This window comes from Novosphingobium sp. (genome assembly GCF_027486195.1).
Classification (GTDB): Bacteria; Pseudomonadota; Alphaproteobacteria; order Sphingomonadales; family Sphingomonadaceae; genus Novosphingobium.
Genome location: NZ_JAIXPP010000003.1, coordinates 42,365 through 66,603 on the forward strand (window position 1 = coordinate 42,365; position 24,239 = coordinate 66,603).

Sequence of the window (24,239 nt, forward strand, 5' to 3'; positions counted from 1 at the left end):
ACCCGCTAACCCTGAGCTTGTCGAAGGGTGCCTTGCACACCAGTCGCCCCCAAGGCCTCGCTCCGGATCAGCGTGCTGCCGATATGCGCGATGCCATCGCGGATATCGGCCTCGATCGCGATCCGCAGCGCCATCGTATCGCGCCGCCGCAGCGCCGCCAGCGCCTCGCTATGCCGGTCCACGGTGTAGTGGCCCGAAAGCGTGCGCATCGCCCGGCGCAGGAAAGGGCCGATCTGCAGCCACAGCGATTCGATCAGCGGCAGGAAGGCCGATTGCCCCGCCGCCCCGTAAAGCATCGCATGGAAAGCAAAGTTCGCCCCGATCCAGGTGTCATAGTCGCGCGCCGCCTCGGCCTCGTTGATCACCGCATCCTCGGCCTCCAGCCGCGCGATCAGGCCTTCCGTCACATAGGGCATGGCCCGCGCCGCCGCCTCGGCCTCCAGCACCACGCGCGCCGCGATGAGGTCGTCGAAGCGCTCGATCGTCATCGGCGGAATGCGCACGCGCCGGTTGTCCATCAGCTCCAGCGCGCGCTCCGCCACCAGCTGGCGCAGCGCCTCGCGCACAGGCATCGCGCTCACGCCAAGGTCCGCCGCCAGCCCCCGGATCGTCAGCGCCTGCCCCGGCTCGATCCGCCCAAGCAGGATGGACTGCCGCAGCCGCGCCAGCACCTGCTGGTGCAGCGTGCGCGGATCATCCGCGCCGCCTTGCGTTTCGTCCACGAGATCTGTTGCCATCATGCCGCCATGTGATCACATTTTTGCGGGCGCGCCAAGCCTGATTGACTCCCCCCGCCCTGCTCCATACCACCCGGTACGAAAGCTCCCGAGGACCGTTCCAACCCATGACCGCCCCGCAATCCATGATCGCCGACCCGGCTGAAGCACGCGATTTCCTCGCCGCCAATCCGGAAATCGCCTTCATCGAAGTGATCTTCACCGCGCTCTCCGGCGTCCCGCGCGGCAAGCGCGTCCGGCGCAGCGAGCTCATGACGATCTACGAAAGCGGCCGCCTCTATCCCAGCTCGATGCTGGTGGCAGACGTGACCGGGCAGGACTGCGAAGACACCGGCCTCGTCTGGGGCAACGGCGATCCGGACTATATGCTGCGCCCCGTTCCCGGCACGCTGGTCAAGGCGCCGTGGCTGGGCGATGATGTCGCGCAAGTGATCACATCGATGTACTACGCGGACGGCACCCCCTGCGAACTCGATCCGCGCCACGTCCTCGCCCGCGTGGTGGACCGCTTCAAGCCGCTCGGCCTCACCCCCGTCGTCGCCTGCGAGATCGAATACTACCTCGTCGATCCCGTGCGCGGCCCGCGCGGCGAAGTCCACCTCGCCCGCTCGCCGCACACCGCTGCGCAGCCCCACCTGATCGACGTCTTCAGCCTCACCGACATTCAGGACTTCGCTCCCTTCTTCAAGGAACTGTGGCGGCTGGCGGACGTACAGGGAATCCCGCTCGAAGCGGTCATTTCCGAATACGCGCAAGGGCAAGTCGAACTAACCCTCCACCACCGCCCGGATGCCCTGCGCGCCGGAGACGAAGCGCAGATGTACAAGCGCCTCGCCAAAGGCGTCGCGCAGACGCAGGGCATGGCCGCCACTTTCATGGCCAAGCCCTTCAGCCATTCCGCCGGCAGTTCGATGCACCTCCACTTCAGCATGGCGGGCGCAGACGGCAAGAACGTGTTCGCCAGCGAGGACCCCGAAGGCACCGAGCAGATGCGCCACGCCATCGGCGGCCTCAGGGAAACGCAAAGCCAAGCCTTCGGCATCTTCGCGCCCAATGCCAATTCCTACCGCCGCTTCCGCGCCAACAGCTACGCCCCCACCGCGCCGATCTGGGGCGTCAACAACCGCTCGGTGAGCCTTCGCGTCCCCGCCGGCCCGCCCGCGTCGCGCCATGTCGAGCACCGCTTCGCCGGGGCGGACGCCAACCCCTACCTCGCGCTCGCCGCGATGCTTGCGGGCGTCCATCACGGCATGGTGAACCGGATCGATCCCGGCCCGGCGGTCGTCGGCGATGGCTACAAGGCCGCGGCGGACAGCCCCTATCAGGTCCCCGGCAACTGGTACGCCGCCGTCGATGCGCTCCACGCTTCACCCATCATGCGCGACTATCTCGGCGATACCTTCGTCGAAATGTACTGCGCGGTGAAGCGCACCGAACAGGACCGCTTCTTCAGCGAGGTCACCGCGCTCGACTATGACTGGTATCTCCGCAACGCCTGACTCTGGGCCTGATCCGCTGCTCCAGCGGCGCGACCGCGCCTTCGGGCGCGGCGCCAAGCTGTTCTACGATGAACCGCTCCACCTTGTGCGGGGCGAGGGCGCGAGCCTGTTCGGCGCGGACGGCCGCCGCTATGTCGACATGTACAACAACGTGCCTTGCGTCGGCCACGCGCACCCGCGCATCGTCGACGCGATGGCGCGCCAGCAGGCCACGCTCAACACCCACAGCCGCTACCTCAGCGAACCCGCGATTGCGCTCGCCGAACGGCTGACCGCGCTCCAGCGCGTGACGGAAAGCGCGGTTTTCAGCTGCTCCGGCACCGAAGCCATCGAAATCGCGCTGCGCATGGCCCGCATGGCCACCGGCGCGCGCGGGATCGTCTGCACCGACCACACCTACCACGGCAACAACACCGTCGTCGGCGCGCTGACGAACCTCGCAGCAGGCGATACCCGTCACCCCGAAGTCCGCTCGATCCCCTTCCCCGAAACGCTACGCCCTCTCACCCCCGGACTCAGCGAAGAAGCGCTGGCAGACGCCTACGTCGCTTGCCTCAAGGCCGCGATCGACGACCTCAAGGCCACCGGCCAGGGCTTTGCCGCCCTCATTCTCTGCCCGATCCTCGCCAACGAGGGCCTGCCCGATATCCCCGCCACCTTCATGGCCAAAGCCGCCGCGCTGGTCCGCGCCGAGGGCGGCCTCATCATCGCCGATGAAGTGCAGGCCGGCTACGGCCGCAGCGGCACATGGTGGGGCTACGATCACGTCGGCCTCACGCCGGACATCATCGTCACCGGCAAACCCATGGGCGCCGGCCTCCCCCTCGCCGCCACCACTGCCCGCCGCGAAGTGGTCGAACAGTTCCGCGCCGAGACCCGCTATTTCAACACGTTCGCCGCCAGCCCCCTGCAAGGCGCAGTCGGCCTCGCGGTGCTCGATGTGATCGAGGAGGAAGGCCTCGTCGATCACGCCCGCACCCTCGGCGCCGAACTCAAGGCCGCCCTGAAACAGCGCCTCGGCCACACGCCCGGCCTCCTCGATGTGCGCGGCAAGGGCCTCTTCCTCGCCGCCGAATTCGTCGACGGCGCAGGCGAACCCGATACCGCCCACGCCTTCGCCCTCGTCTGTGCGCTCCGCCGCGAAGGCTTCCTCACCTCAGTCGACGGCGCCTTCAACAATTGCGTCAAGATTCGCCCCCCGCTCGTCCTCCCCCGCGAAGACGCCATGGCCTTCCTCGAAGCCTTCGACCGCGTCACGCATGCCTGAGATCGAAGCGTACCTCCCCGCCGCCAGCGAAGCGCTCGTCCAGTTCGGCCTCCCCGAAACCGAACCCCACCCCGTCGGCAAAAGCGAAAACGTCGTCTTCCGCGCCACCGATCCCAGCGGCACGACATGGGCCCTGCGCCTCCACCGCCCCGGCTACCTCGCGCTCGCGGAACTCGAATCCGAACGCCAGTTCACCGCGCACCTCGCAGAGCAAGGGCTGATCGTCCCCACCGGCCGCCGCACGCGCAATGGCGCATGGTATACCGAAGTCGCCACCCCCGATCCCGAAGGCACCCGCCTCGCCGGAATGACGCTCTGGCACCCCGGCCAGACGCTCGAAAGCCTGATCGGCAAGGATCGCGGCCCCGCCACGTGGTCCTGGTTCGAGCGCACCGGCGCGCTCCTCGCCGATCTGCACAACGCCACCGCAGGCTGGTCCCCGCCCTCCGCCTTCAGCCGCCACCGCCTCGATGCGGACGGCCTTGTCGGCGAAACCCCCTTCTGGGGCCGCTTCTGGGATCTGCCTTGCCTCACCGCCGAAGAGCGCCAGTTCCTCACCGAAGCCCGCAGCCTCGTCGCCGCCCACTTCGCTGACCTCACCGATCCTCTGATCCTCATCCACGCTGATGCCCACCCCGCAAACGTCCTCGTCAGCGGTGACCGGCTGGGCCTCATCGATTTCGATGATTGCGCGTGGGGCTGGCCTGTCTTCGACATGGCCGTCAGCCTTTGGAGCGCCTCCAGCGAGCCGCAATTCGAACAGCTGCGGGACCGCTTCCTCACCGGCTACATCAGCCGCCGCGCGCTCCCGGAAGATACGCTCGCGCAGCTCAACTTGTTCCTTCTCACACGCTCGCTGATGCTCATCGGCTGGAGCGCGAACCGCCCGGACATTGCCCGCGATGACTGGAAGGCCGATTTGATCGCGAGGGCCAATGCCGCTCTTGAGCGACACCGCTAGAACCAGAAAGCATCAGATGTAATCGTCGGCCCGGACTTGATCCGGGCCTTGGCTTTTCTTTTCAAGCGCCGCGCCTGAAGAAAAGCCCAACCCCGTGGCAAGCACGGGGTGACGGAAAGGTGTTCTCCCACCCCCTCGTCATTCCCGCGAAGGTGGGAATCCAGAGCCACATGCATAGGCCCGCAGGCCCGGCAAAGACCCGCCCAACAAACCAGCAAAGCATTGAAAGGAATCAGGAACCGGAATCACACCTCAAGCTAACTTGAGATTCAGGATTCATCCCTAGATTCCAAGGCGATCCCTCAGCCCGTAGTACCACGCGCCCACCACGCAATAGGGCACGCGAAACAGCTTTCCGCCCACAAACGGGATGTACGGCAGCGAGGCAAACACGTCGAATTTGGTCATCTGCCCGTCGATGGCCTCGGCCAGACGGCGCCCCAGCATCTGCGTCGTGGTCACGCCGTGCCCGCTGTCGCCTTGCGAGAAGTACACACTGTCGGAAACGCGCCCCATCTGCGGATAGCGCGTCATCGTCAGCGCGAAATTGCCGCTCCATTGGAACTCGACCTTGGTGCCCTTGAGCTGCGGGAAGGTCTGGAACATCTGCGGCAGGATCTTGCCCTCGATCGAGGCCGGATCGAACCCGCCATAGATCGTGCCGCCGCCATAGAGCAGCCGGCCATCCGCCGTGCGCCGATAGTAGTCCGGGATATAGCGGATATCCTCGATGCAGTAGTTGGTCGGGAAGAGCGTCTCGAGCAGCTCATCGCCCAGCACTTCGGTCGCAATCACCTGGCTCGAAACCGGCAGCACGCGCCCCGAAAGATCGGGCGCCGCATCGCCAAGATAGGCATTGCCGCAGACCAGCACCTTGTTCGCGCGCACCTTGCCCTTGGCGGTGTGCACCACCGGCTCCGCGCCCCGGTCGACATGGGTCACGCGCGAATTCTCGAAAATCCGTCCGCCCAGCCCCTCGAACGCCGCCGCCTCGCCCAGCACATAGTTCAGCGAATGCATGTGCCCGCCGATGGGATCGAACATGCCGCCGATATAGCGATCCGAATTGATATGCTCGCGCGCCGCCGCGCCTTCCGCCAGGAACATCTGCGTATGGCCGTGGCGGTGCCATTCCTCGGTTCGCTCCGCCAGCACCTTAAGCTGCGGCTTGCTCATTGCCATGATCGCATTGCCCGCACGCAAGTCGCACTGGATGCCATACTTCGCCACGCGCTCGCGGATGATGCCCTGGCCTTCCAGCGCCATCGCACCGAACGCCTTCTCCGCCTCCGCTCCGTAGTGCTGCCGCACTTCCTGCATCCGCCGGCTATAGCCATTGACCAGCTGCCCGCCGTTGCGCCCCGAAGCGCCCCAGCCCACACGCTCGCCCTCGACCACGATCACCTTGTACCCGCGCTCCGCCAGTTCCAGCGCCGCGCCCATGCCGGTGAAGCCTGCGCCCACCACGCAGATATCCGCGCGCTCTTCACCCAGCAGCTCCGGCCGCCGCGGCGTGGGGTTGGCGCTCGCGGCATAGTACGTCGGCATGCCGGCATAGGGCGAAGCGGGCGAAAAGGTCTCGATCTCGCGATCGGAGTTCGGCGCAGAGGAGGGGGCAGTCGTGGTGGCGTTCATGGCAAAGTGCTCGCAAAAGTACCTTTTTCGCCTAGATTTCCGCCCCCGCAATGTCAACAATAATGTGATCACATTTTTGCACGTTCCGGCGCCGTTAAGCTGCAAAATGCTCCATACACCGCCGATTTGTGATCATCTTCAGCTCCCGGAAGGAAGGACCGGGTCCTAGAACCCGATCCTCCCCCCGGTCTGCGGCTTGGCCGCCACCTCGTCCTTCAGCCGCGCAAGGATCTCTCCCGCATCGGCCTTGTCGGCAAAGCGCAGCTGCCGCTTGACCACGGCCATGTCGCCCGGTGTCAGCCCCCGCACATCGGCCAGCCCCGGCGGCGGCGCCATGCCGAAGAAGCGCGTGAACGCCCGCCCCGCCCGCCCCGGCGAAAGCGCGCGCAGTTCCAGCTTGAACACAAAGCGCCGCATCGTCGCCGGATCGAGCTTGCCGACATGGTTGGTCGCCGCCACCACCGGCAGCGGATGCCGGTCCAGCCAGGTAAGCAGTTCGTTGACCTGGCTCACTTCCCAGCTCGCCTGCGCCGTGGTGCGGTCAAACAGCAGCGAGTCCACCTCGTCGAACAGCGGCTGCAGCGGGCGATCGGTCTCGAACAAGTCGAAGTCGATCGTCCCGTCGTGGCCCTGCGGCAGATCACTCGTCCCGCGCAGCGCCTTGACCAGCGACTGCGCCGCGCGCAGCCCGCCATCCGCCTCACCCGCAAGCCGCCCGCCGCGCGCCGCCACGCGCAGGACCGAGGCCGCCTCGGGCGCAGCATCGACCAACCCCGCCCAGCCCGCACCCGGTTCCACGCACTCCTCGGCCGCCACATGCTCCAGCATGCGCAGCGCCGTCGCGCGCGAGGGATGGCCCAGCTTCAGCACGAAGCTCATCCGCCTGAGGATCGCCGGATCGATGTTGCGAATCGCGTTGGTCGTCCAGATCACCGGCACCGGGTTGGTCTCGAGCAGCCGGTTGACGAAGACCTTGCTGCCCTGCCGCCCGCGCATGAAGTCACCCTGCACCGGCGTCGCATCGCCGATCAGGTCCTCCATCTCATCGAACAGCAGCGCCGCATCGCCGCGCCCTGCCAGCAGCCGCTGCCCCATCTGGAACGCGGCGAGCCGATCCGCCCGGTCGGGCTCGCGCCCGTCGTCGTCGGCCTCGCCCGCGCTGTGCAGCGTCAGGCCCGCCGCTTCGGCCAAAGCGCGTGCGAACTCGGTCTTGCCCGTGCCCGGCGGCCCGTGGATAAGCACGTTGATGCCGGCCGCGCGCTCGGCCTTGGTGCCTTCGAGCAGCCGCCGCAGGAAATCGGCCTCCGCCACGTGGGCGAAGGCATCCAGCGGCAATGCTCCGGTCTGGCGGGGGCCGACCAGCTGCGCGATGATCCCGTCTTCGCTCTCCGGCATGCGGTCGAGCAGGTTGTCGAGTGCCCAGCGCGTCTCCAGCTCGATCTGGCCGCGCCAGTCCGCGCGGAACACGGCCAGCCCCATGCGGAACAGCGGGTTCAGCCGCACGCGCCGCTCGGCATCCTGCGGATCAGCCCCCGCGATCTCGCCGATCATCGCAGGCAGGCTGTCGCCTTGTCCGCGCAGAATATCGCCGAGATCGCGCACCATGCGCACCCGGTCCAGCGCGAAGACCACCGTCACGATCCCTGCATCGATGGGATCGAGCCGCAACAGCGCCGCAACCTCACCCGCCAGCCGCACCGCCCCGGAAGGCGCGCGCGGCGGCAACGCCTTGCCCGCCGCCGCGCGCTTCAGCGCCGTCCAGGTCAGTTTCTTCGCCACCGCCGGACGCAAGCCCAGCAGTACATCGGCATTGCTTCGGCCGAATTCCAGCAGCGTCTTGCCCGGCGGAGAAGCCGCCGTCACACCCTGCATGGCCCGCAGGAGCATCCTCCGGGCAATCGTAATCTCGTCCATAAAGTCTCGCTTCGCGCCCCGGACGCAAGCGCGCCCACGGGGACGTTCCCAGTGTTTCAGATCGAAGTGGGATTGCCGCGCACGAAGGCCCTCAGGCCCTCTCGCGGCGCGCGAAAGCGCGTTAGGCGAAGGGCTGGAAGAACCGGGGCGCGGTGCCCACTCGGTTTAGAAATTCCAGCAATGCACGTCTCCTTCGGTCGCACGATTCGCCGACCGGTGCGCGCCGATAGGCACATCCGGTTGCAAATGCAACTTCAATCATGCGGATCGCGCACTGTCTCCATCGCGACGAAGGTTGAGGTGTTCGCCACATGCGGCAGGCTCGATATCTTCTCGCCCAGCACCTCGCGGTAACGGCGGATATCGGCGGTGCGCACCTTGAGCAGATAGTCGAAGCTCGACGCGATCATGTGGCATTCCTCGATCTCGGGAATGCGCAGCACCGCCAGCCGGAACGCCTCCAGCGCCGCCTCGCGCGTGTCGGAAAGCTTCACTTCGGTGAAGGCGACATGGTCCATCCCCAGCTTGCGCGGATCGAGGATCGCCCGAAAGCCGCGGATGTAGCCCTCCGCCACCAGCCGCTTGAGCCGCGCCTGAGTCGGCGATTTGGAAAGGCCGATGCGCTGCGCCAGCTCCGTGATCGGCAGCCGCCCATCCACCGCCAGAATGTCGAGGATGGCGCGGTCAAACCGGTCCAACTGCCCGCCATTCGCTCCATCTGTATCCATATCGCCCGCCATATCTGCAAACTTAGGGCGATGTGGGCACCATCACAACTCAAATAGGGAAAAAGGCCTTCAAGGAATCGCGTATTCTGCACCCCATGAACGCGCTCCCCCTCTTCGCCCCCCGCCTATCGCCCAAAACCGCGCTGCGCAGCGCGATCACCGCCGCAACGCGCATTCCGGAGCCCGATGCGGTGCGCCCCCTGCTCGCCGCCGCCACGCTCCCCGCAGCGGACCGCGCCGCCATTGCGCAGACCGCCCGCACCCTCATCGAACGCCTTCGCGCCAAGGCCCGCCCCGGCGGGGTGCAGGCGCTGGTGCAGGAATTCGCGCTCTCCAGCCACGAAGGCGTCGCGCTGATGTGCCTCGCCGAAGCGCTGCTGCGCATCCCCGATGATGCCACCCGCGACGCGCTGATCCGCGACAAGCTCGCCACCGGCAACTGGGCCGCGCACCTCGGCGGTGACAAGCCGCTCTTCGTCAACGCCGCCACCTGGGGCCTCGTCATCACCGGCAAGCTCGCGGCAAGCGTCGATGCCACCGGCCTCGGCCAGGCGCTCACTCGCATGGTCCACCGTCTGGGCGAGCCGGTCATCCGCCGCGGCGTCGATGTCGCCATGCGCATGATGGGCGAACAGTTCGTGATGGGCGAAACAATCGAGGACGCGCTCACCCGCGCCCGCCGCCGCGAGGCGCAAGGCTTTGCCTTCAGCTACGACATGCTGGGCGAAGCCGCCGCCACAGCCGAGGACGCCGCGCGCTACTTCGAATCCTATACAGCTGCGATCCACGCCATCGGTGCCGCCAGCGCCGGGCGCGGCATCCTCTCCGGCCCCGGCATCTCGATCAAGCTCTCCGCACTCCACCCCCGCTATGCCCGCGCGCAGGCGCACCGCGTCATGGCCGAACTCGCCCCCCGCGTGCTCGCCCTCGCCGAGCTCGCCAAAAACTACGACATCGGCTTCAATATCGACGCCGAGGAGACCGACCGTCTCGAGCTCTCGCTCGACATTCTCGAAGGGCTTGCCCACGAAGACAGCCTCGCGGGCTGGAACGGCCTCGGCTTCGTCATCCAAGCTTATCAGAAGCGCTGCCCCATGGTGATCGACTGGATCGTCGATCTCGCCCGCGCCAGCCAGCGCCGCATCATGGTCCGCCTTGTCAAAGGGGCGTATTGGGATGCCGAGATCAAGCGCGCGCAGGAAGCCGGCCTCAGCGAGTTCCCGGTCTACACCCGCAAGGTCCACACCGATCTCGCCTATCAGGCCTGCGCGCAAAAGCTCCTCGCCGCGCGCGATGCCGTGTTCCCGCAGTTCGCCACGCACAACGCGCAAACGCTCGCCAGCGTACTCCACCTCGCCGGACCGGACTTCACACTCGGCGACTACGAGTTCCAGTGCCTCCACGGCATGGGCGAACCGCTCTACGAAGAGGTCGTCGGCCCCGAAAAGCTCGCCCGCCCCTGCCGCGTCTATGCCCCCGTCGGCACGCACGAGACGCTGCTCGCCTATCTCGTTCGCCGCCTCCTCGAAAACGGCGCGAACTCTTCCTTCGTCAACCGCATCGCCGATCCTGACGTGCCCGTCGAAGCCCTGATCGAAGACCCCGCCGCCGTGGTCGCCGCCGAACCCCAGCCCGGCGCGCCGCATGGTGCCATCGCGCTCCCGCAGGCCCTTTTCGCCGACCGCCAGAACGCCAAGGGCCTCGATCTCGCCGACGAACCCACCCTTGCCGCGCTCGCCGAAGCCCTGATCGCCAGTGCCGCGCAAAACCACCGCGCCGGCGATCCCGCCCGCCCCGCGCAAGTCGTGCTGAACCCCGCCGACCACCGCGACATCGTCGGCCACGTCCACTCCGCAACCCCTGAAGACGCCGCCCGCGCCGCCGCCCAAGCCGCCGCATCAAGCTGGACCATCACCCCCGCCGCAACCCGCGCCGCCGCGCTCGAACGCGCCGCCGATGCGATGGAAGCAGCAGCGCTCTCCCTCATCGCGCTCCTTATCCGCGAGGCTGGCAAGAGCGCCGCCAATGCCCTCGCCGAAGTGCGCGAAGCAGTCGATTTCCTGCGCTACTACGCCGCCGAAGCCCGCCGCCTGCCCGCCGAGGCGCACTCGCTCGGCCCTGTCGTCTGCATCAGCCCGTGGAACTTCCCGCTGGCGATCTTCACCGGCCAGATCGCCGCCGCACTCGCCACCGGCAATCCGGTGCTGGCCAAGCCCGCGCCCGAAACCCCGCTCGTCGCCGCGCAGGCCGTCCGCATGCTGCACGCCGCCGGCATTCCCGCAGATGCGCTCCATTTTCTCCCCGGCGGCGGAGAGGTCGGCGCCGCCCTCGTTGCCGCGCCGGAAACGCAAGGCGTCGTCTTCACCGGCTCCACCGCCACCGCCCGCGCCATCCAGCAATCGCTCGCCGGTCGCCTGACCGCTCACGGCGCCCCCATCCCGTTCATCGCCGAAACCGGCGGGCTCAACGCCATGGTCGTCGATAGCTCCGCCCTCGCCGAACAAGTCGTGGCCGATGTCCTCGCTTCCGCGTTCGACAGCGCGGGCCAGCGCTGCTCTGCCTTGCGCCTGCTTTGCCTGCAGGAGGATATCGCAGACCGCACCCTCACCATGCTGAAAGCGGCGATGGCCGAACTCGCGGTCGGCAACCCCGCAGCCCTCGCCACCGATGTCGGCCCGGTCATCTCCGAGCGCGCCCGCGCCGGCATCGCCGCACATGTCACCGCCATGCGCGCCGCCGGTTTCCCGATCACCGAAATGCCCCTCGCCCCCGAAACGGCAGAAGGCACCTTCATCGCCCCCACGCTGATCGAACTGGCGGGTCCGCGCGATCTCAAGGCCGAAGTCTTCGGCCCCGTCCTCCACGTCGTCCGCTTCCGCGCCGAGGACATGGACAGCCTCATCGAGGCCATCAACGCCTCGGGCTACGGCCTCACCTTCGGTCTCCACACTCGCATCGATCAGACCGTCGAGTGCGTGACGAACCGCATCCACGCGGGCAACCTCTACGTAAACCGCAACATGATCGGCGCGGTCGTTGGCGTGCAGCCCTTCGGCGGACGCGGCCTTTCGGGCACCGGCCCCAAGGCGGGCGGCCCGCTCTATCTCACCCGCTTCGCCCCCGGCGCCTTGCCCAGCCTGCCCGCAGGCGAACGCCCCGCCGAGCCGGACACCGCCCTTGCCGCCTTCGCCCTGTGGGCCTCCGCGCAGGGCCTCGCCGCCGCCGCCAGCGCGGCATGGGACGCCGCCAAGGCCTCGCTCCTCGGCTTCACCGCAGAACTTCCCGGCCCGGTCGGCGAACGCAACGCGTACCGCCTCGCCCCGCGCGGCCGGATCGCCTGCAGCGCCGCCAGCGTCGAGGCGCTGTGGCAGCAGGTCGCCGCCGTGCTGGCAACGGGCAACACCGCGGTGATCACCGCCCCCAGCCCGATCGCAACTCGCCCCGCCGGTTTCCCGGCCGCGCTCGCCGCCCGTGTGCTGTGGGAGGAAACAGACCTCAGCCAGATCCCGGATCTCGCCGCCATGCTGATCGAAGGCTCGCCCGCGCGCATCGCCGAAGCCAGCCGCCAGCTCGCGCAGCGCGAAGGCGCCATCGTCCCCTTGCACATATCTGCTCCCGGGGGGACCCCGCTCCACCTCCTGCTCGAGGAAGTCACCCTCTCGGTCAACACCACCGCCGCCGGCGGCAACGCCAGCCTGATGGCCCTCGCCTAGCGGGATTGCACCGCAAGCTTCGGAGGGCATCGTCACGCCCTGCCCGCTATCCCGCTGCTAACCCCGGCAGGAGCCCCCAGATGTCCTTGGCAATTCCCTCCCCCGCACGCTACGGCCAGCCCGTGGCAAGCCCCGAAGCCCTTGACGAAGCCCGCTGGCACCATGTCACTGCGCGCGCAAAGGCGGCGGACGGCACTTTCGTCTATGCCGTCAAGACCACCGGCGTCTATTGCCGCCCCTCCTGCCCTTCGCGCCTCGCCAAGCGCGAGAACGTGCGCTTCTTCGCCGCCCCGGCCGAGGCTGAAGCCGCCGGTTTCCGCGCCTGCCGCCGCTGCCACCCCGCCGCAGCGCAGGAACCTGCCGCCGCGCTGATGCAGGCCATGGCCCGCTACATTGCCGATCATGCGGAGGATGCGCTCCCCCTCGCCCACCTTGCCGATCAGGCCGGGATGAGCCCCAGCCATTTCCAGCGCGCGTTCAAGGCCGCGCTCGGCGTCTCCCCGCGCGAATATCAGGCCGCCCGCCGCCTCGCCCGCTTCAAGCTGGCCTTGCGCGAAGGCGAAGGGGTACTCGAAGCTGGCCTCGATGCGGGCTTCGGCTCGACCAGCCGCATCTATGACATGGCCGACGGCAGCCTCGGCATGACCCCGAGCGCCTACCGCGCGGGCGGCGCGGGCGAGCATATCGTCCATGCCACCCGCGAAACCATGCTCGGCCCGCTGATGATGGCCGCCACCCGGCGCGGCGTCTGCTTCGTCCAGTTCGGCGAAAGCGCAGAAGCACTGCTTGCCCAGCTCGCCGCCGAGTTTCCCAAGGCTGCACTGCTCCCCGCCGCGCTGGCGGCGGCAGCCCCGCTGGATGACTGGATGGCCGCGCTCGCCGCCCATTTCGAACAGGCTGCCCCCCGCCCCGATCTCCCGCTCGATCTGCGCGGCACCGCCTTCCAGATCCGCGTCTGGCGCTTCCTCCTCTCGGTGAAGCCGGGCGATGTGGTGAGCTACTCCGAAGTCGCCGCCGGCGCCGAAAGGCCGCGTGCCGTCCGCGCCGCCGCCAGCGCCTGCGCAGCGAACCGCATCGCGCTCCTCATCCCCTGCCACCGCGCCTTGCGCGCGGACGGCAGCCTCGGTGGCTACCGCTGGGGGCTCGAACGCAAGCGCGCCCTGCTCGATGCGGAGCGGCGCGAGCGGGCCGGCACCTAACCGCCCAGAACCTAACCGCCCAGCCGCGTCACGATATACCGCGCCGCCTCGCGCACATCGGTCCAGGTCTGCGCGAAATCTTCGGCGCTCCCGCCGAAGGGATCGATCACCGCCGTCCCCTCGCGCCCCGGCACCATGTCCATCAGCAGGCTCAGCCGCGCCGTGGATCGGCCGAGCAGCCCGCCCGGCTCGATCCGCCGCAAATCGCGCAGGTTCTGCTGATCCAACGCAAAGATATAGCCGAAGCGCTGGAAATCCTCGCGGCGCACCTGCCGCGCGCGGTAGCCTGTAATGTCGATCCCGTGGCGCGCCGCTTCGGTGATCGCGCCGTGGTCGGGCGGCTCACCCGCATGCCATCCGCCGGTCCCGGCAGAATCGATGGTGATCGCCAGCCCCGCCGCAACCGCCTCGGCGCGCAGCGCGGCCTCGGCCAGCGGAGAGCGGCAGATATTACCCAGGCATACGAACAGAACCGACGGCTGGCTCACAAGCTGCCCCATAGCTCAGATGGTGATGAGCCGCCGCTGGGCTTCCCGGCCCATTGCGACGAGAAACGGATCCTCTTCCTGCCTAAGGGAAAACACGTATTTGCTGTCAATGTCCAGCCATCGCTGCGCAATCATGGTTTGCCCGATGGCGCCACCCAGCGTTTCCCCCGGTCCCAGCAGCACCACGCGGTCGGGCGCGAACTCCCTCAGCGCCACCGTCATCGCCGCAGTAAAATCGTAAGGCGCGAGGATCTGGTGCCCGAAAGTATAGTCCCACAGCTCTTGCGGGTCGGTCTCGAAGCGCCGCCACACCTTACCGCGCCCGTCGATCAGCGGCACTTGCGGCGCGCCAAACCACGCCGCCGGCAGCGAAGCGCGCGCCGCATCGGCGCTCGCCTGCATCAGGGGGGTGTGAAACGGCCCATGCCCCGGCAGCCGCAGCGGCGGGCGCGGCAGCGGCGGCAATTGCGCATTCAGCGCATCGAGCGCCGCTTCCGGCCCCGCCACTACCAGCATTCCGCCCAACCGGATCGAAGGCAGCACGCCCACACGCGCGCAGGCCGCCTCGACCGCGCGCTCGGTTGCCGGGTCGACGCGCCAGTCCTCGCCCGCCATCACGATCACCGCCTGCCCGCCGCTCTCGTGCTTCTGCGAATTCAGCCCCATCGCATCGGCAATGGCAAACCCGTGCTCGCACGATACCGCGCCCGCGCAGGCCAGCGCGGTATACCAGCCCATCGAATTGCCGGTGACGGCAAGAACCTCGAACCGCTCGCGGTCGAGCGCCAGGAAATCCAGATAGGCACAGGCATGGATCAGCGGCGCCGCCACATCGCCGCGCGGGTGCAGCTTGGGATCAAACTTCGCCGCCCCATCCAGCGCCGTCAGCGCAGGCTTGCCCGCCGCGTCCCGCACAGCATCGAAATGCGCCAGCCACGGTGATCCCGCATGATGCCGCGCCAGATAGCCCAGCTCGGGCGCATTATACGTCCCCCGCCCCGGGCAGACGACAACGACGGTTTCCTTCCGACCCTCAACAACCACGCGCAAGGTCTCCACTCAAAACCGCGTCACCCTGAACTTGTTTCAGGGTCCATCCCTCAGCCAGCGCAGAGCCTGCGGGTTCAGCGCAAGGCAGCACCATGGAGGCTGAAACAAGTTCAGCATGACGAGTGAAAGTGGCGATGTCCCTTGTCACTGCCTGACCATCTCCAGCGCCTTGGCCACAATCCCGTCGCGGCTCGGCAGCGTATGCGTCGCCGCGCGCGCCAGCGGGATGAAGCTGTCCGTCGCCGCCAGCACGCCCAACGCCTTGTCCGGCGCCCTCAAGGCCATCAGCGCCAGCAACGCCTCGCTCTGCGAACCCGTCTCGCGGCACTCGTCGACCACCAGCACCCGCCCGCACGGCGCGACAGCCTCCAGCAGCGCGTCCTCGGCCAGTGGCGCAATCCAGCGCAGATCGATCACCCGCACCACCACGCCCTGCTCGGCCAACAGCTTCTGCGCCTGCAAGGAAAGATAGACCCCGTTGCCATAAGTCACGATGGCAAGGTCCGTCCCCTCCCCATGCACCCCGATCTCGCCCACCCGGATCTCGCTCACCCCGGGCGCTTCGTAAACCGAAGTCCACAGCCCATCGCCCTCGGCATGCAGATCGCGCGTCATGTAGAGCGCAATCGGCTCGACGAAGATCACCACCCGCTGCTCTTCATGCGCCAGCCGCACGCATTCGCGCAGCATCAGCACCGCATCGCGGCCGCTCGAAGGCACCGCGATCACCAGCCCCGGAATATCGCGGAACACCGCCAAGCTGTTGTCGTTGTGGAAGTGCCCGCCAAAGCCCTTCTGATAAGGCAGCCCGGCAATCCGCACGACCATCGGGTTGGTATATTGCCCATTGGAAAAGAACGACAAAGTCGCCGCTTCGCCGCGGATCTGGTCCTCGGCATTGTGCACGTACGCCAGGAACTGGATCTCCGGCAGCGGCAGCAGCCCGTTGTGCGCCGCGCCGATGGCCAGCCCCAGAATGGCCTGCTCATCCAGCAGCGTATTGATCACCCGCGCCGAGCCAAACCGCGCGTGCAGCCGCGCCGTCGCATTATAGACGCCGCCCTTGGGCCCGACATCCTCGCCGCAGACAATCGCGTTCGGGTATTGCAGCAGAATATCCGCCATTCCCCACGAAATCAGCCGCGCCATATGCTGCGGCTTTTCCATCGCCGCCGCTTCGTCCGCAAACACCGGCTCCCGCGCCTCGGCGCTCGCCAGAGGTCGCTCAACCCCTTCGCGCCCCGGCGGCACGATGCTTGCCATCACCGCCGCTGCATCGGGCAGCTTGGGCCGCGCAATCGCCAGCTCCACCTGCCGCAGCAACTGCGCCTCGATCGCGTCATAGGCGCTGCGCACATCGGCGGCGCTCATCACGCCTTCCTCGATCAGCAAGGCCGCGCTGGCCAGCAGCGGATCGCGCGCATTGTCCGCCGCGATATCCGCCTTCGACATATAGACCTGCTGCACATCGTTCCCGGCATGGCCATAGAGCCGCACCGTCTTCATGTGCAGGAACACGGGCTTGCGATACCGCCGCGCATAATCGACCGCCTCGCTCGCCCCGCGCCACGCGTCCGCCAGATCGCAGCCATCGCAGGCGATGTAGTGCAGCCCCGCCCGGCCCGACCAGTTCGCCTCGACCCACCCCTTGGGCGTGCGCGTCGAAATGCCGATGCCATTGTCCTCACACAGGAAAACAATCGGCATCGGCGTCCCCTGAAACGCCGCCCAGGCCGCCGTGTTCAGCGCACCTACCGCGGTCGAATGGTTGGCCGAAGCATCGCCGAACGAGCACAGCACCACGCCGTCCTTCGCCAGCGTTGTCTCCTCAAAGCCCATCCGCCGCGCAATCCCGATGGAAAAAGCCGCCCCCACCGCCTTGGGCAGGTGGCTCGCAATCGTGCTCGTCTGCGGCGGAATCGCCAGCCGCTTCGAACCCAGCACCTTGTGCCGCCCGCCGGAAATCGGATCATCCGCGCTCGCGGTGAAGGAAAGCAGCATGTCCCACATCGGGTTTTCGCCCGGTACGCGGTTCGCGCGGTGGATCTGGAACGCGGCGTCGCGGTAATGCAGGAATGCTACGTCATCCACGCGCAGCGCCTCGGCCAGCGCGGCATTCCCCTCGTGCCCCGAAGAGCCGATGGTATAGAACCCCTCGCCCCGCGCCTGCAGCTTGCGGCTCAGCCGGTCGAGTTGCCGGCTCACCATCTGGCTGTGCAGCAAGGCGGCGGCGCGCTGCGGGGAAAGCCCCACCGCGGCCAGCCCCAGATTGCTCCTGCGCTGCAAGTGCCCCGCCTCCAGCGCGGCGACAAACTGCTCATGAACCTGCTGTGCGGCGTCCATCAGCGCGGACCGGTTTCATTCGTGATCATCCCGCCAGCCCTAGCCAAAGCCGCGCATGCAGTCACCCCGTTGCAGGCAGGCACAGGCCCATTCGGCCCAAAAACATCGTTAACACGGTCTTTACGTCCGCTCCGGTAAACCCCTTTGCATGATCGGTGCTCTCACCCGCCTGCGCGCGTGGCTCATGCCGCCGATACCGGATGCGATCCGGGATGATTTCACCATCCTGCGCGCCCAGCGTGTCGAAACGCAAACACCGCTGATGTACCTCATGCTGCTCGCCACCACGCCCACTGCGGCCTGGGTCGGCGCAGCGCATGTCCACTGGGGCGTGCGCTTCGGCATGCCCGCGCTGCTCGCGCTGCTCTGCGCGCTTGGCCTCCTCGAAAACGCACAGAGCCGCCGGCGCCGCATGAGCCTGCGCCGCGCGCGCATCCTCGTCGCCAAGACCAACCACGTCTCCGGCTGGGTCGGCTCGATGTGCAGCGCCTGGTGCGTGGTGAACTGGCTCGCCTCCCCGCCCGAAAACCACGCCAACTTCGCGATGATCCTCACCATGGGCTCGCTTGCCACGGCCTATTGCCTCTCCTCGATCCGCGCCGCCGCGATCCTCAATCTCGCAGTCGGGGTGTTGCCGATCACCGTACTGATGCTCTCGTCCGGCCGGGTGGGAGAAATGGCCGCCGCCTCCAGCCTGATCCTCGCCACCGCGATCCTTATCCGCTTCATCCTCCAGGGCCACGCGATGCTGGTCGATCTGCTGCAACTCCAGGCGCAGACCCGCGATCTGGCTCATACCGATCCGCTCACCGGCCTCGCCAACCGCCGCGCGCTCGATGATCAGATTGCCCAGTTCCTGCGCCCTTCCACCCGCGCGCGCCCGTTCATGCTCGCACTGCTCGATCTCGATGGCTTCAAGTTGGTGAACGATCGCTACGGCCACGCCTTTGGCGACAAGCTGCTCTGCTCGGTCGCCGCGCGCCTCAGCGAAGCGATCGGCGCGCGCGGCCTCGTGGTGCGCCAGGGCGGAGATGAGTTCGCCATCCTCATCCCCCCGCACTCCCCGCTGATCACCGCGCCGCTCGCCGATCAACTGCTCATCGCGCTCGTGCGCCCGCACATGATCGATGGCCACCCCATCACCGTGGGCGCCAGCGTCGGCGTCGCGCTCTGGCCGGCCGATGGCGCAGACACCGACGCGCTGTTCGATTTCGCCGACAAGGCCCTCTATCAGGCCAAGGCCGAGGCGCGCGAGGCGGCCACGCCCGCCAACGACGCTGCCGCCGCCTGACTGCTCACTTCAGCGGATCACCCTCCACCGCCGCGCGCCCCAGCGCTGGATCGTCAGTAAAGAACCCGTCCACCCCAGCCGCCACAAAGCTGCGCACATCGGCGATCATGCCCTGCGGCCAGCGCGCACCCGTATCGCCGTGCCGCAAGTTGGCAGGCAGAAACTGGTTCTCCGGCCGAAAGGTGAACACCCCCACCTTCAGCCCCGCCTTATGTGCATCCGCGATCAGCGCGGCGGGCGCGCCGGAATTGCCCTCAGCGTCGAGCGGAATTACCCGCCGCAGCGGCGGGCCGATCCACTGTGCATAGGTCGCGATCTCGGCGAGGCCCTTGGGCGCAACCATCTCGTCGAACGTCAGCGCGCCGCCTTCCGCGACCACATCCGCCGGCTGCTTCACATCGCTCGACTGGATCAGCTGCAACAGCGCCACATTGCCCATCCCCGCCAGCTCCCGGTGCAGCCGCTTCAGCGTCGCGATCTCGAAGCACTGCACGATCACCGGCGCGCGCCGCAGATAATCCGAAGCCTTGATCGCCGCGATCAGCTTGCCCGCCAGGTCAAGGCCCACCCCAGCGAAATACGTCGGATGCTTGATCTCCGGAATCAGCCCCACGCGCTTCCCGCTCCGCGCCGCCAGCGCCACGATCTCGTCAAACGTCGCCACCTCGAACTGGCCATCATGGCTCATGCTCTCCGGTCGCAGCGCCCCCAGCCGCTCCTTCGCGCGCAGCGTCTTCAATTCCGCCAGCGTGAAATCCTCGGTAAACCAGCCTTCCTGCCGCCGCCCGTCGATTACTTTCACGACCTTGCGCGCAGCAAACTCCGGGTGCGCCGCCACATCAGTCGTCTCAGTGATATTGCTCTCGTGCCGCGCCACCAGCATGCCGTCCTTCGTCGGCACCAGATCGGGCTCGATGAAGTCCGCGCCGTCCGCAATCGCCTTTTCGTAAGCCGCCAGCGTTTCTTCCGGCAGCCAAGCGGAAGCGCCGCGATGCGCGAAGATCAGCGGTTTGGCGGCAAGCGGCACAGCGGTCATCACCATTCCCAGAACCAGCAGCAGGCGGATCATCATGGCGAAACTCCCCGTGGAACGCACCCGCTATCCCGCCCCGATTACAGCAGCGAGACCACCCGCACCGCCGGCAGCGGCCCGGCGCCGGGCTGATCGCGCCAGTCCCGCGCATTGAGCACGCCGCCATCGGCGCGCAGTTCCTCCACACGCGCCAGATCGACCTCGCCAAACACCCACGCGCTCTCGCCCTCGGCACCCAGCGCAATCACCCCGTCCTCGGGCATCCCGCGATCCGGCGGCCCATAGACCCCCGCCGCGCCCCGGTTCACATCCACCGCCGGAGACCATTCCGCCAGCCCCACCGTTGGCGCTTGCACCGCATAGCACTGCCCTTCCAGCGCACGCGCCTGCGCCCCCAGCCGCACGCGCCAGTAGCCATGCAGGCTATCCGTGCAGCTCGGCACCAGCAGCACCTCAGCCCCCGCATCCACCGCCGCGCGCGCCAGCAGCGGAAACTCGCTGTCATAGCAGATCAGCACCGCGATCCGGCCCAGCATGGTCTCGAACAGCGCCAGCCCCTCCGTGCCTGCCGAAACAAACCACTGCTCGCGCTCGAATCGCGTCATCACCAGCTTGTCCTGCGTGCCGCTCTTGCCATTCGGCGCAAACAGCCGCGCCGCATTGCGATAGCGCCCGTCCGCATCCAGCCGCGGCAGGCTCGCCGCCAGAATGTGCAAACCAAACCGCGCAGCCAGCTCGGCATGAAGCGCATCCACCCGCGCGATCAGCCCCGCCACGGAGGCCAGCGATCCCGCCAGATTGCCCATGGTTTCAGGCTCGAGGCTGGCCAGTTCCATCGCACCATATTCAGGAAACACCGCCAGCGCCGCACCGCCCGCCGCCGCTTCGGCCACCCAGCGCGTCAGCTTGGCTTCATAAGCCTCCCAATCGGCCAGCTGCTCGATCGGATACTGCGCGGCGGCGATGGTGTAGCGCATCAGGCCCAGCTCCTCAGCCAATACTGCATGCCATTCAGGCTCTCGCCCTCATCGCCATGCTCTTTCCACGCCAGCTCCGTCACCAGCCCCGGCACCACGGCATACCCCCGCTTCGTCCAGAACGCATCGTGCGGCACATAGTCCGCAGGCCGCGCCGGATGGTCGACCGGCCGGATCACCGCCGCAAAGCACGCCGCCGTTGCCCCGCACGCCCGCGCCTGCGCCTCACGGTGATCGAAGAAGGCATGGCCCACACCGAGCCCGCGATATTCGGGCAGCAGCACGCTCTCGCCAAAATAGAACAAGCGGTCCACATCCAGCCCGCGCGCCGCAAACGGTTCGCGGAACTCCGCCTTCTGGTGGATCATCGGCGCCGCCGTCGCCGCCCCCACAATGCGCGCCCCGTCAAACGCCGCAACCAGCACCGCATCCGCCGCCGCCGCATATTCGGCCAGATACTCGGCCTCGTAAGCCGCATCGCCGTCATAGAGATAGGGGTAGGCCGCAAAGACGCGGATGCGCAATGCCGCCAGATCCCCCAGCGCCGCGCCGATTTCCGCGCCGGTCAGCGGGCGGACGGTAACTCTCAACCAACCACCTGTGCAGTCCAGTCGGCCAGATTGTAATACATCGTCAGCCGCGTGATCTTCCCGCCGTCCACCGCGATGAACGCGCCCGCCGGCAGCACATAAGTCTGGCCAGCAGCCTCGGGCAGCCCCTCGTCGGTCGCGAGATAGGCGCCGTGCACCACAAACTCCGCCGCCGCGCGCGCACCGTCATCGGTCGCCATCAGCACGATGTCCCGCAGCTCTTCCTTGTAGCAGCGCTCCATGTGGCCAAGAAACGCGGCGAACTTGTCCTTGCCGGTCACCCGCTCGCCCTGATTCACATCGTGCGCCACGTCATCGCTCAGACAATCGAGCATCCCCTGCCAGTCGCCCGCGTTGAACGCGGCGTAATAGCGGGTCAGCAGGGCAATGGTATCAGCACGGCTCATGGGCGGGTCTCCTTCAGCGCCGCGTATCTAGCGAGGCCGGAGGTAATGCACCACATTACAAAAACGCAAAACGCCCCCGGTCCTCCCCATTTTTCCCGGAGGGACAAATGGGGAGGTGGGCCGCGAAGCGGGTCGGAGGGGTAATGCCTCCCCAAGCAAACCCGGGGAGGCGGAGGGGTCTTACCCGAACAGCTTCGCCGCCGTCGTCGCCACGCGCGCACCCAGATAGCGCGCGCCTTCCAGGTCGGTTTCGCTCGGACTACGGCTGCCATCGCCGCCCGCCACCGTGGTCGCCCCGTAAGGCGCACCGCCGACCACTTCGTCATTCCGCAGCTGGCCCTGGAACCCATAGTCGAGGCCCACGATCGTCATGCCGAAGTGCAGCAGGTTGGTGATCACCGAAAACAGCGTCGTCTCCTGCCCGCCATGCTGCGAAGCGGTCGAAACGAACGCCGCGCCAACCTTGCCGTTCAGCGCGCCGCGCGCCCACAGGCCGCCCGCCTGATCCAGGAACGCCGCCATCTGGCTGGAAATCCGGCCAAAGCGCGTGCCGGTGCCGACCACGATCGCGTCGTAGTTCTCCAGTTCCGCCACCGTCGCCACCGGCGCGGCCTGATCGAGCTTGAAGTGCGCGGCCTGCGCCACTTCCAGCGGCACCGTCTCGGGCACGCGCTTCACGTCCACTTCGGCGCCCGCCGCGCGCGCACCTTCGGCGATCGCGTTCGCCATCGTTTCCACATGGCCGTAAGCCGAATGATAGAGCACCAGAACCTTTGCCATCGGATGTATCCTTTGCTTCGCGGAAAGGGGCACCGAATCGCGCCCGCCGCATCGTGTGAAGCCCGTTTACCGCGCACCATTGGTCCGGTTCAGCCGGATAAACTTGTCTTGATTGTTCGAAATTATCGAATGCGCCGCTGATTTTGTGTCCATTTGCGTGGACGCGCATTTTGTCCTAAGGGCATCGCGCTCGCCCCGGCCCAGCGCAGGTATCGCTCCGGCGATTTCCTTGCTCCGCCGGGGCTTTTGATTTGCCGCAAGTGGCCTATCTTTGGCCCAGCGCCTAGGAAAGAATCGCCCATGTCCCGTCGCCGCCAGATCTACGAAGGCAAGGCCAAGATCCTCTATGAAGGTCCGGAGCCCGGCACCATCATCCAGTATTTCAAGGACGATGCCACCGCCTTCAACGCGCAGAAGCGCGGCACGATCAACGGCAAGGGCGTGATCAACAACCGCATCAGCGAGTATGTGTTCACCCGCCTCGCGCATATCGGCATCCCCACCCACTTCATCCGCCGCCTCAACATGCGCGAACAGCTCGTTCGGCAGGTGGAAATCATCCCGATCGAAGTGGTCGTGCGCAATGTCGCGGCAGGCTCGATCAGCAAGCGCCTCGGCATCCCTGAGGGTGAGCCGCTGCCCCACACCCTGATCGAATACTACTACAAGGACGACGCGCTGGGCGATCCGCTGGTCGCCGAAGAGCACATCGCCTGCTTCGGCTGGGCCAGCAACGAGGAGATGCAGGATATCTCCTCGATGGCGATCCGCGTGAACGATTTCATGGTCGGCATGTTCGCCGCGATCAACATCCGCCTTGTCGATTTCAAGCTCGAATTCGGCCGCATCTGGGATGGCGATTACAGCCGCGTGATCCTGGCGGACGAAATCAGCCCCGATGGCTGCCGCCTGTGGGACATGGTCACCGGCGAAAAGCTCGACAAGGACCGCTTCCGCCGCGATCTCGGCGGCGAAGAAGAAGCCTACCAGGAAGTCGCCCGCCGCCTCGGCCTGCTCGAAAACGACGGCGGCCCCAGCGAAGTCTTCGACCTCGGCGCCCACCGCAAGCTGCGCGGCAAGAAGTAAGCTCCAGGGTCCTCCCCATTTTTGCGCAGCACAAATGGGGAGGTGGCAGCCGGAACGGCTGACGGAGGGGTTCTTCCTTCCCCCCTCCCGCTTGCGGGAGGGGTCGGGGGTGGGCCAGCGGCAAATCCCAAAGCCGGAAAGAAAGAGCCTCCGGCGGGCAAGGGCCACAGCCCTTGCATCCCCAAACCCGTCCCGGGCCTCCGCCCTACCCTTCGTCATTCCCGCGAAGGCGGGAATCCAGAGCAACAAACACAACGCCGCCTCTCGGATTTGGGGATTTGGTAAAGTGTCACCATAATCCCCCCGCGTAATCCGTAATCCGCCTAGATGACGCCAAGTATGGGACTCGACCCCTCAATGATTCCTCTGAAGGGATGTGCGCCTGCCACTGCGCTACGTGAAAATGTGCCGAAAAATGGGGGTTTTGGCTTGTCAACTGAAAGTTGACTTGTTGTGTTTAAACGCCTAAATCATAAAGCGCAGTTGAAAAGCTCGGTAGAGATTACCGGAAGAATACAGGGGGCGGCCTTGCCAGAGGCAG

Annotated in this window: 19 protein-coding genes; 7 read left to right on the top strand and 12 right to left on the bottom strand. The window is 67.1% G+C overall.

Going from position 1 to position 24,239, the window contains the following annotated elements:
• Nucleotides 1-5: 5 nt before the first annotated feature.
• A complete protein-coding gene (locus tag Q0071_RS00795) occupies nt 6-740 on the bottom strand; it encodes a GntR family transcriptional regulator (protein ID WP_298164181.1) in 735 nt (244 codons plus the stop codon).
• Between the two features lie 104 nt (nt 741-844).
• Here Q0071_RS00795 and Q0071_RS00800 point away from each other — a divergent pair, with 104 nt between their 5' ends.
• The 3 genes from Q0071_RS00800 to Q0071_RS00810 are packed head-to-tail and all read left to right on the top strand — an operon-like array spanning nt 845 to nt 4,464.
• Nucleotides 845-2,236, top strand: coding sequence for a glutamine synthetase family protein (locus Q0071_RS00800; RefSeq protein ID WP_298164184.1), 1,392 nt, complete (start codon nt 845-847; stop codon nt 2,234-2,236).
• Nucleotides 2,211-3,503 carry an aminotransferase class III-fold pyridoxal phosphate-dependent enzyme gene (locus Q0071_RS00805; RefSeq protein WP_298164186.1) on the top strand — a complete coding sequence of 431 codons (1,293 nt, stop codon included), beginning with the start codon at nt 2,211-2,213 and terminating at the stop codon, nt 3,501-3,503. The genes Q0071_RS00800 and Q0071_RS00805 overlap by 26 nt, the downstream gene beginning before the upstream one ends.
• Nucleotides 3,496-4,464, top strand: coding sequence for a phosphotransferase (locus Q0071_RS00810; protein WP_298164188.1), 969 nt, complete (start codon nt 3,496-3,498; stop codon nt 4,462-4,464). Before Q0071_RS00805 ends, Q0071_RS00810 begins: the two co-directional genes overlap by 8 nt.
• Before the next feature lie 282 nt (nt 4,465-4,746).
• On the opposite strand, the gene Q0071_RS00815 is transcribed toward Q0071_RS00810, so the two are convergent.
• The 3 genes from Q0071_RS00815 to Q0071_RS00825 all read right to left on the bottom strand — a co-directional run bounded on the left by Q0071_RS00815 (nt 4,747) and on the right by Q0071_RS00825 (nt 8,741).
• Nucleotides 4,747-6,099, bottom strand: a complete 1,353-nt coding sequence (locus Q0071_RS00815; protein WP_298164189.1) for an FAD-binding oxidoreductase — start codon at nt 6,097-6,099, stop codon at nt 4,747-4,749.
• Between the two features lie 165 nt (nt 6,100-6,264).
• Entirely contained in the window at nt 6,265-7,971 is a 1,707-nt protein-coding gene (locus Q0071_RS00820) for an AAA family ATPase (protein WP_298164222.1), read from the bottom strand.
• Nucleotides 7,972-8,267: 296 nt separating this feature from the next.
• On the bottom strand, nt 8,268-8,741 hold the full coding sequence (locus Q0071_RS00825) for an Lrp/AsnC family transcriptional regulator (protein WP_298164191.1): 474 nt from the start codon (nt 8,739-8,741) through the stop codon (nt 8,268-8,270).
• A gap of 95 nt (nt 8,742-8,836) precedes the next feature.
• Between Q0071_RS00825 and putA the strand changes: the two genes are divergently transcribed.
• Complete coding sequence (gene putA / locus Q0071_RS00830; protein ID WP_298164193.1) at nt 8,837-12,454, top strand: bifunctional proline dehydrogenase/L-glutamate gamma-semialdehyde dehydrogenase PutA; 3,618 nt, start codon at nt 8,837-8,839, stop codon at nt 12,452-12,454.
• An 80-nt stretch (nt 12,455-12,534) separates the two neighbouring features.
• Complete coding sequence (locus Q0071_RS00835; protein WP_298164196.1) at nt 12,535-13,653, top strand: bifunctional transcriptional activator/DNA repair enzyme AdaA; 1,119 nt, start codon at nt 12,535-12,537, stop codon at nt 13,651-13,653.
• Between the two features lie 11 nt (nt 13,654-13,664).
• Here the strand turns inward: Q0071_RS00835 and Q0071_RS00840 are convergent, their stop codons facing one another.
• The 3 genes from Q0071_RS00840 to Q0071_RS00850 all read right to left on the bottom strand — a co-directional run bounded on the left by Q0071_RS00840 (nt 13,665) and on the right by Q0071_RS00850 (nt 17,534).
• Entirely contained in the window at nt 13,665-14,153 is a 489-nt protein-coding gene (locus Q0071_RS00840; RefSeq protein WP_298164198.1) for a low molecular weight protein-tyrosine-phosphatase, read from the bottom strand.
• A 3-nt stretch (nt 14,154-14,156) separates the two neighbouring features.
• Entirely contained in the window at nt 14,157-15,200 is a 1,044-nt protein-coding gene (locus tag Q0071_RS00845) for an ACP S-malonyltransferase (RefSeq protein ID WP_298164200.1), read from the bottom strand.
• Between the two features lie 135 nt (nt 15,201-15,335).
• Nucleotides 15,336-17,534, bottom strand: coding sequence for an alpha-ketoacid dehydrogenase subunit alpha/beta (locus Q0071_RS00850; RefSeq protein ID WP_298164202.1), 2,199 nt, complete (start codon nt 17,532-17,534; stop codon nt 15,336-15,338).
• 184 nt (nt 17,535-17,718) lie between these two features.
• Here Q0071_RS00850 and Q0071_RS00855 point away from each other — a divergent pair, with 184 nt between their 5' ends.
• Nucleotides 17,719-18,825 (top strand): diguanylate cyclase, encoded by a 1,107-nt coding sequence (locus Q0071_RS00855; RefSeq protein ID WP_298164204.1) that lies wholly within the window; start codon nt 17,719-17,721, stop codon nt 18,823-18,825.
• 4 nt (nt 18,826-18,829) lie between these two features.
• Here Q0071_RS00855 and Q0071_RS00860 read toward each other — a convergent pair whose 3' ends face one another.
• From Q0071_RS00860 to wrbA, 5 genes are all read right to left on the bottom strand, one after another.
• Nucleotides 18,830-19,897: a glycerophosphodiester phosphodiesterase family protein gene (locus tag Q0071_RS00860; protein WP_298164206.1), complete on the bottom strand. Its 1,068-nt coding sequence runs from the start codon at nt 19,895-19,897 to the stop codon at nt 18,830-18,832.
• A 41-nt stretch (nt 19,898-19,938) separates the two neighbouring features.
• Nucleotides 19,939-20,835 (bottom strand): carbon-nitrogen hydrolase family protein, encoded by an 897-nt coding sequence (locus Q0071_RS00865; protein WP_298164208.1) that lies wholly within the window; start codon nt 20,833-20,835, stop codon nt 19,939-19,941.
• On the bottom strand, nt 20,835-21,425 hold the full coding sequence (locus Q0071_RS00870) for a GNAT family N-acetyltransferase (RefSeq protein ID WP_298164210.1): 591 nt from the start codon (nt 21,423-21,425) through the stop codon (nt 20,835-20,837). The genes Q0071_RS00865 and Q0071_RS00870 overlap by 1 nt, the downstream gene beginning before the upstream one ends.
• Nucleotides 21,422-21,832 carry a ketosteroid isomerase-related protein gene (locus tag Q0071_RS00875; RefSeq protein ID WP_298164211.1) on the bottom strand — a complete coding sequence of 137 codons (411 nt, stop codon included), beginning with the start codon at nt 21,830-21,832 and terminating at the stop codon, nt 21,422-21,424. The genes Q0071_RS00870 and Q0071_RS00875 overlap by 4 nt, the downstream gene beginning before the upstream one ends.
• 180 nt (nt 21,833-22,012) lie before the next feature.
• Nucleotides 22,013-22,612 (bottom strand): NAD(P)H:quinone oxidoreductase, encoded by a 600-nt coding sequence (gene wrbA / locus Q0071_RS00880; RefSeq protein WP_298164214.1) that lies wholly within the window; start codon nt 22,610-22,612, stop codon nt 22,013-22,015.
• A 300-nt stretch (nt 22,613-22,912) separates the two neighbouring features.
• Here wrbA and purC point away from each other — a divergent pair, with 300 nt between their 5' ends.
• Nucleotides 22,913-23,698, top strand: a complete 786-nt coding sequence (gene purC / locus Q0071_RS00885) for a phosphoribosylaminoimidazolesuccinocarboxamide synthase (protein ID WP_298164217.1) — start codon at nt 22,913-22,915, stop codon at nt 23,696-23,698.
• Nucleotides 23,699-24,239 lie beyond the last annotated feature (541 nt).

Excerpts from the sequence above, each read along its gene's own strand:
- Q0071_RS00825 (WP_298164191.1), bottom strand. The coding sequence starts at position 8,741 with ATGGATACAGATGGAGCGAATGGCGGGCAGTTGGACCGGTTTGACCGC.
- Q0071_RS00855 (WP_298164204.1), top strand. The coding sequence starts at position 17,719 with ATGCCGCCGATACCGGATGCGATCCGGGATGATTTCACCATCCTGCGC.
- Q0071_RS00850 (WP_298164202.1), bottom strand. The coding sequence starts at position 17,534 with ATGGACGCCGCACAGCAGGTTCATGAGCAGTTTGTCGCCGCGCTGGAG.
- wrbA (WP_298164214.1), bottom strand. The coding sequence starts at position 22,612 with ATGGCAAAGGTTCTGGTGCTCTATCATTCGGCTTACGGCCATGTGGAA.
- Q0071_RS00835 (WP_298164196.1), top strand. The coding sequence starts at position 12,535 with ATGTCCTTGGCAATTCCCTCCCCCGCACGCTACGGCCAGCCCGTGGCA.
- Q0071_RS00865 (WP_298164208.1), bottom strand. The coding sequence starts at position 20,835 with ATGCGCTACACCATCGCCGCCGCGCAGTATCCGATCGAGCAGCTGGCC.
- Q0071_RS00810 (WP_298164188.1), top strand. The coding sequence starts at position 3,496 with ATGCCTGAGATCGAAGCGTACCTCCCCGCCGCCAGCGAAGCGCTCGTC.
- Q0071_RS00860 (WP_298164206.1), bottom strand. The coding sequence starts at position 19,897 with ATGATGATCCGCCTGCTGCTGGTTCTGGGAATGGTGATGACCGCTGTG.
- Q0071_RS00795 (WP_298164181.1), bottom strand. The coding sequence starts at position 740 with ATGATGGCAACAGATCTCGTGGACGAAACGCAAGGCGGCGCGGATGAT.
- Q0071_RS00820 (WP_298164222.1), bottom strand. The coding sequence starts at position 7,971 with ATGCAGGGTGTGACGGCGGCTTCTCCGCCGGGCAAGACGCTGCTGGAA.
- Q0071_RS00840 (WP_298164198.1), bottom strand. The coding sequence starts at position 14,153 with ATGGGGCAGCTTGTGAGCCAGCCGTCGGTTCTGTTCGTATGCCTGGGT.
- Q0071_RS00875 (WP_298164211.1), bottom strand. The coding sequence starts at position 21,832 with ATGAGCCGTGCTGATACCATTGCCCTGCTGACCCGCTATTACGCCGCG.
- Q0071_RS00815 (WP_298164189.1), bottom strand. The coding sequence starts at position 6,099 with ATGAACGCCACCACGACTGCCCCCTCCTCTGCGCCGAACTCCGATCGC.
- Q0071_RS00800 (WP_298164184.1), top strand. The coding sequence starts at position 845 with ATGACCGCCCCGCAATCCATGATCGCCGACCCGGCTGAAGCACGCGAT.
- purC (WP_298164217.1), top strand. The coding sequence starts at position 22,913 with ATGTCCCGTCGCCGCCAGATCTACGAAGGCAAGGCCAAGATCCTCTAT.
- Q0071_RS00805 (WP_298164186.1), top strand. The coding sequence starts at position 2,211 with ATGACTGGTATCTCCGCAACGCCTGACTCTGGGCCTGATCCGCTGCTC.
- putA (WP_298164193.1), top strand. The coding sequence starts at position 8,837 with ATGAACGCGCTCCCCCTCTTCGCCCCCCGCCTATCGCCCAAAACCGCG.